This is a genomic window from Piscinibacter sp., from assembly GCF_050175855.1.
GTDB lineage: Bacteria > Pseudomonadota > Gammaproteobacteria > Burkholderiales > Burkholderiaceae_C > Piscinibacter.
In genome coordinates this window covers 1-3,751 of sequence record NZ_JBFXIO010000450.1, presented here as the reverse complement: position 1 = coordinate 3,751, position 3,751 = coordinate 1, and the positions used below count along the sequence as shown (strand labels likewise).

Sequence of the window (3,751 nt, the reverse complement as noted above, 5' to 3'; positions counted from 1 at the left end):
TCGCCGCCGCCTCCAGCGACGAGAAGTGCGCGCTGTGCCGCGAGATCGGCGCCGACGAGACGATCAATTACAGCAGCGGCAACTTGCGCGAGGAGATCAAGCGCCTGACCGGCGGCAAGGGCCCGGATGTGGTCTACGACCCGGTGGGTGGAGATCTGGCCGAGCCGGTGTTCCGTTCGATCGCCTGGCGCGGCCGCTATCTGGTGGTGGGCTTCGCCCAGGGCGGCATCCCGGCACTGCCGCTGAACCTCGCGCTGCTCAAGGGCGCGTCGATCGTCGGCGTGTTCTGGGGCGAATTCGCGCGCCGTGAGCCGCAGGCCAATGCGCGTGCCCTGGGCGAACTCGCACAGTGGTACGCACAAGGCAAGGTCAAGCCGGTGATCGACCAGCGCCTGCCGATGAGCGCCCTGCCGGAGGCCTTCGCCCGCATGGGCACCCGCAAGGTGCGCGGCAAGCTGGTGCTCGTCAACGACTGAGCCCCTCCCCTCGAAAGCGGGAACTTTGTCACGGCAACGCCGGCACCGCAGGCCGGTGCGCTAACATCCCACGCAAACAACAAGGCCCTGCAGGGTCGAGACGGGTGGAGCATGTCAGTCAAAGTCCTCATCCTCGAAGACAACCCGGTGGCGCGCAGCTTCCTGTGCCGCGTCGTACGGGAGAGCTTCAGCGACGCGATCGCGATCACCGAGGCCGGTGACCTGGAGAGCGCGCGCCGCGAAATCGGCCCGCTGCTGCCGGGCCGCGAACCGGTCGATCCGTTCAAGCTGATCCTCGTCGACCTCGAACTGCCGGACGGCAACGGCATGGAACTGCTGGCCGAACTGGTGAAGTACCCGGCCACCAAGATCGTCACCACGCTGTACTCCGACGACGACCATCTGTTTCCGGCGCTGCAGTGCGGCGCCGATGGCTACCTGCTGAAGGAAGACCGCTTCGAGGTGCTGGTCGAGGAACTGCAGAAGATCGTGCGCGGGCAGCCGCCGCTGTCGCCGGCCATCGCGCGTCGCCTGCTCACGCACTTCCGCCAGGGCGGCGACGCCGGCCCGATGACGGCGAACTCGGGCTTCCAGAGCAGCCGCCCGATGCCGCTGGGCCGCGGCGCACCGCTGGACCACGAACGCCTCACGCCGCGCGAAAGCGAGGTGCTGACGTACCTCAGCAAGGGCTTCACGATCAAGGAGATCGCGAACCTGATGGGCATCAAGTGGTTCACGGTCAACGACCACATCAAGTCCATCTACAAGAAGCTCAACGTCTCCAGCCGCGCCGAGGCGGCCGTGCTGGCGAGCAAGCAGGGGCTGGTCTGACGCCGGCGACGCGCCGTGTCGCAACGTGCACCCCTGGGGCCGCTGTCCACGCTGACGCCGGCTGACAGCGTCATCGAATCCAGCTTCGGCGAGCGCTTCGCGCAATCCGGCGACAGCATGTCGCGCTGGATGGGCTGGCGGCTGCGGCTGCTGGTGCTGGCCGCCCTGTGCGGTTGCCTTGGGCTGTTCCTGCTGGCGCGTGAGATGGCCAGCCTGCCGCGCGTGGACGCCGGCTGGCGCACCACCGCTGAAAACCGGATCGAGCTGGTGCGCACGTCCGATCCAGTGCTCGAGCCCCTGGTCGGACAGGTGCTTGTCGCCGTGCAGGCCGATGGCCGCAGCGTCGAACTCAGGGATGCACTGACGCTGCAGCGGTCGGCGCGATGGGTGGTCGACGACGCCGATCGGGCGCGTCACCACGAATTGCAGGCGGCGCTTTACGACCTGCTCTCTCAACCGGCCGTGCAGTTCGTCTTTGCGGGCGGCCGCAGCGCCTATGTGCAGACGTCGGCCCGTGGCTGGCTGGGGCTGCCGGCGATCTACTGGCTGCTCAGCGCGCTGGCGCTGGCGGTCTACTTGGTGGCGCTGGTCGTGCTGCTGGCCAAGCCGAACGGTCGCAATCTGCTGTACGCACTGATCGCGTTGTGCCAGGCCGGCAACCTGGTCTTCATCGCCATGGAGTCGACGGCAGACCTGGCGATGCCGCACACGCTGGCGCGTCTCGATCTGGTGGCGCGTTTCGGCTTCGACCTGCTGACGGCGGCAGCCATCGTCCACGCCGCTGCAGTGCACCCGCGCCGGCTTCCCGGGGCGACGGGCATCGCACTGGCCTCGTGGCTGGTCGCGGTCGGTCTGACCTGGCTGGTGGCGAGCGCCACGCTTCCCCTGGGCTGGTGGTGGGTCCAGGCCGCTGTCGTGGGCTATGGCCTGGCGATGGTGATGCTGATGAGCTGGTCGTACCAGATCGAGCCGCACCCCTTTGCGACCGTGCTGCGCCGCTTCGGCATCGTCACGCTGGTCACGTGGGTGCTGCTGACGGCCTCGCTGGCGGCGGCGATCACGCTGCCCGGCGTGCACCACAACATCGCCTCGGTCGGCTCCACCGTCTGGTACGTGTTCTTCGCGTCGCTGATCGTGCTGGTGCCCTTCCTGTCGCGCTCGCAGCAGATCCTGCGCGAGTTTTCGCTGCTGGCGGCCGTCAGCACGGTGGCCACCTCGCTGGACCTGCTGTTCGTCGCGGTGTTCTCGCTCGGCCAGTTCGCGTCGCTGACGCTGGCCTTCTTCCTCTCGCTGGCGGTCTACTCGGGTGCGAGGCAATGGATCGTCAACCAGCTGCTGGGCAGCAACATGCTCACCACCGAGCGCATGTTCGAGCAGCTCTACCGCATCGCCCGCGAGGTCGAGGCCCATCCCGAGCGCACCGGCATGCTGCTGTCGGAACTGCTGCGCGAACTCTTCGAGCCGATGGAGGTGGTGCTGGTCGAGCGCCGCGTGCGTGCCATGCGCGTCTCCAGTGACGGCTCGACGCTGACCTTGCCGGTGCCGTCGCTCGATGGCGATCCGGCCCCCGCGTCGGGCTCGATCGTCCTGCGCTTTGCCCACCGCGGCCGGCGGCTGTTCACCTTCGAGGATGCACGGCTGACGGCGCGCGTGGTCGATCAGCTGCGGCGCGCCGTGGCCTTCGACAAGGCGGTCGAGCAGGGGCGCAGCGAGGAACGCGCCCGCATTGCGCAGGACCTGCACGACGACATCGGAGCCCGTCTGCTCACGCTGATGTACAAGGCCCAGTCACCGGAAATGGAAGAGTATGTCCGGCACACGCTGCAGGACCTGAAGACGCTGACCCGCGGCCTGGCGGCGGCCAACCATCGCCTGTCGCATGCCGCGGCCGAATGGAAGGCCGATCTGACCCAGCGCCTCACGGCCGCTCATGTGCAGCTCGACTGGGTGTTCGAGTCCGATGCCGACGTGCTGCTGACGGTGGTGCAGTGGTCCGCGCTGACGCGGGTGCTGCGGGAACTGGTGAGCAACGCCATCGCGCACGCCAGGGCAACGCGTGTCGAGGTGTCGCTGGTGCACCGCAAGGACGGTCTGGAGCTGCAGGTCCGTGACAACGGCGAAGGCCGCAACCCGCGCGCCTGGTCGCACGGGCTCGGTCTCGGCGGTGTGCGCAAGCGCGTCAAGCAGCTCGGTGGCGAAGTGGAGTGGCGCGAACTGCAGCCGCGAGGCATCGGCTGCCGGGTGACGCTGCGCGATCTGTCGGCCCGGCCCTGAAACGAAGAAGCCGGGCCTCGGGCCCGGCTTCGATCTCATTCCGTGGGGTGGCTGATGGGACCCAAAGTGGCGAACTAAGTTCTTGATCTGTATGAGAGTTTCTGCGTTCGGGAACTTGACCGTTCCCCCGCCTGTTCCCCCACACTGCACACGCAGTAAACAGACCTCGA

Annotated in this window: 3 protein-coding genes; all 3 read left to right on the top strand. The window is 67.9% G+C overall.

All coding sequences use genetic code 11. The annotated features are described in order from the left end of the window. A partial coding sequence (locus tag AB7U92_RS23620) for a zinc-binding dehydrogenase (RefSeq protein ID WP_428582718.1) occupies window positions 1-476 on the top strand: 476 nt, incomplete at its 5' end. A gap of 111 nt (window positions 477-587) precedes the next feature. Next, on the top strand, window positions 588-1,307 hold the full coding sequence (locus AB7U92_RS23615; RefSeq protein WP_428582716.1) for a LuxR C-terminal-related transcriptional regulator: 720 nt from the start codon (window positions 588-590) through the stop codon (window positions 1,305-1,307). Window positions 1,308-1,322: 15 nt separating this feature from the next. Then, window positions 1,323-3,581 carry a sensor histidine kinase gene (locus AB7U92_RS23610; RefSeq protein WP_428582714.1) on the top strand — a complete coding sequence of 753 codons (2,259 nt, stop codon included), beginning with the start codon at window positions 1,323-1,325 and terminating at the stop codon, window positions 3,579-3,581. The last annotated feature ends 170 nt before the right edge of the window (window positions 3,582-3,751 follow it).